Genomic DNA, 2,420 nt, shown 5'->3' on the forward strand with positions numbered 1-2,420 from the left:
GTCTTTAATGTGCAAAGACAGCACTAATGGTGAAACGATCATGCTGTGCCACGACACCTCGCTGCCGCGCCCCTATTCTCTCGGCTTTCGGGTGCAAGGCACCGAGGGGCTGTGGATGGACGTCAACAAGTCGATCTATCTGGAGGGCAAGAGCCCACAGCCGCACCGCTGGGAGCCTGCCGAGGGCTGGTTTGCGAAATACGATCACCCGCTATGGAAACGCTACGCCGATCTGGCGGCAGGGGCCGGGCATGGCGGGATGGACTGGTTCGTGATCCACGCTTTTGTCGAGGCGCTGAAGGCCAAGGCCCCGATGCCAATCGACATTTACGACGCGCTGGCCTGGAGCGCGATCACGCCTCTGTCGGAACAATCGATTGCTGAGGGCAATCGCACGTTAGATTTTCCCGACTTCACCCGAGGGCAGTGGCGCACCCGCAAGCCGATCTTTGCGCTGAACGACGCCTATTGATCGACGCGATTTAGGCCAAGCGCACCGCAAAGGCGAAATTGGTAATCTTGTCGGTATCCTTGACGCCCGGCGCGCTTTCGACGCCGCTGGAGGTATCGACCAGCGGCGCTCCGGTGCGCGCAATCGCCTCGGCAACATTCGTCGGATTTAGCCCGCCTGCCAGCCCCCACGGCAAGGCACCGCGATATCCGGCCAGCAGCGACCAGTCGAACGCCAACCCCATGCCGCCGGGCAGCGCGCCTTTGGGGGTCTTGGCGTCGAACAAGATCAAGTCCGCCGCCCCGGCATAGGCTGCGGCGCGTGCGACATCGCTGGCGCTGGCGACGGGCAGCGCCTTCCACACCGGCTTGCCAAACCGCGCGCGCAACTGGGCCACGCGTTCGGGCGATTCCGAACCGTGCAGCTGCAGCGCGTTCAGCTTGGCTGCCACCAGTGCGTCGGCGATGACAGCATCATCCGCATCGACGAACAAACCGACCATGGCGATCTGGCCAGCTGCGCGCGATGTCAAAGCGCCCGCGACATTCGACGTAACCGCACGGGGCGACGCTGGATAGAACACCAACCCGGCATAGTCCGCCCGCGCCGCGATGGTCGCATCGAGCGCCTCGGGTGTGCTGATCCCGCAAATCTTGATTTTCGCGGGCATGCGGTCAGTCGGGGTTCTGGATCAGCCGCACCAGCGTGCAGTCGGGATCGATCAGGTAGCCGATCCTCAGGCCGCTCGCCTCCAGTTGCGGAGCTTTGAAGCGCGGCCAGCCGGTGCTTTTTTCCTCGGCTCCCGCCGCGTTCACCAATGCCACCATGGCATCGAGATCATCCAACCGCAGGCAACAGCCGAACGAGCTCGTAGCTGGGTCGAGGTCAGGATAGGGGAAGAATTCGAGCTGCAAACCGCCGCGCTGCAGGATCATCCAGCCGCGATCCTTCCAACTCGTCGCAAAGCCCAGCTTCGCATAAAACGCCTCTGTCACATCGAAATCGCGCGATGGCAGATTGGGGGTGACGTGGTCAGCCATGGCTCAGCGCAGCTTGTCGGCCATGCGGGCCGTATGAGTGATTGCGGCGCGGCTATCGGGGGCGGAATGGCTCATCACGATCATGCTGGCCTTGGGGAACGCCGCACCAAACGCGCGCGCTGACGCGGCGTAGTGCTCAGTGTCGGCATCACCGAGATTGCCGAGCGACTTGGCCTTGCTGTCCTTGATCAGGCAGCCACCAAAAGCGATGTCGGTGCCGTCGATCCCAACGGTGATATTGTCACTGGTGTGGCCGGGGCCGGGGTAAAATACCTTGAGCGGGCCAAAGTTGGGCGCGGTTGCTGGTTCGACCCAGCCATTGGCGGCGAAAGTCAGGCTGTGTTGCGCCGCAACCATCCCCTCTTGCGGGGCAAGCTGGTTCGACAACGCATTGGCATAAGTCGCAATCCCCGCCGCATGCAGCGCGTCCATACCGCCCATCTTGTCCTGATGCGCGTGAGTCACCACCGCCAGCGCGACCGGCAGGTTGATCTCCTGCTTGATCCAGTTGAGGATCTGGGCGGTCTGGTCATCGGTCCAGGCGGTATCGACCACCAGCACGCGGCCGCCATCCCTGACGATCAAACCGTTGGAAGCGACTGCCCCGAAACCCGGCATGTCGAGATAGGAAGTGTGCTGCCAGACATTCGGTGCGAGCTGGCGGAAAACCAGATCGCCAAACCGTTGGTCGCCAGTTTCCATTTGCTGGCCAATCGTCGGGCGGATTTCACCGGGCATGCACCCGCTCAGCATCAATGCAGCGGCTAATGCGGTGCTCAGCTTCGCGACCGGGTGCATAATATTGGGCAATTCCATCAAGTTTTCCTTTTATTCAGCATTAAAAACCCCGCAAATGCGAGGCCTAGTAAATAGATGATCTTAATTTGGTTCACTGTAGCAAAAATATGGGGCGAATTCAAACATGAGGT

General features: G+C 61.3%; 3 protein-coding genes and 1 pseudogene. 1 reads left to right on the forward strand and 3 read right to left on the reverse strand.

The window, feature by feature from the left end; translation table 11 throughout:
* Positions 1–472, forward strand: a pseudogene (locus G5T77_RS16920) (twin-arginine translocation (TAT) pathway signal sequence domain protein); the annotation flags it as partial.
* 10 nt (positions 473–482) lie between these two features.
* Here the strand turns inward: G5T77_RS16920 and G5T77_RS16925 are convergent.
* From G5T77_RS16925 to G5T77_RS16935, 3 genes are read right to left on the reverse strand one after another with little or no spacing between them, the layout of a single operon-like run.
* On the reverse strand, positions 483–1,121 hold the full coding sequence (locus G5T77_RS16925; protein ID WP_004201168.1) for a phosphoribosylanthranilate isomerase: 639 nt from the start codon (positions 1,119–1,121) through the stop codon (positions 483–485).
* 4 nt (positions 1,122–1,125) lie between these two features.
* On the reverse strand, positions 1,126–1,491 hold the full coding sequence (gene ble, locus G5T77_RS16930; RefSeq protein ID WP_004201167.1) for a bleomycin binding protein Ble-MBL: 366 nt from the start codon (positions 1,489–1,491) through the stop codon (positions 1,126–1,128).
* 3 nt (positions 1,492–1,494) lie between these two features.
* Positions 1,495–2,307: a subclass B1 metallo-beta-lactamase NDM-1 gene (locus G5T77_RS16935; protein ID WP_004201164.1), complete on the reverse strand. Its 813-nt coding sequence runs from the start codon at positions 2,305–2,307 to the stop codon at positions 1,495–1,497.
* Positions 2,308–2,420: the final 113 nt, after the last annotated feature.

Origin of the sequence: Acinetobacter sp. GFQ9D191M (assembly GCF_011174875.1) — a bacterium.
Taxonomy (GTDB): Bacteria; Pseudomonadota; Gammaproteobacteria; order Pseudomonadales; family Moraxellaceae; genus Acinetobacter.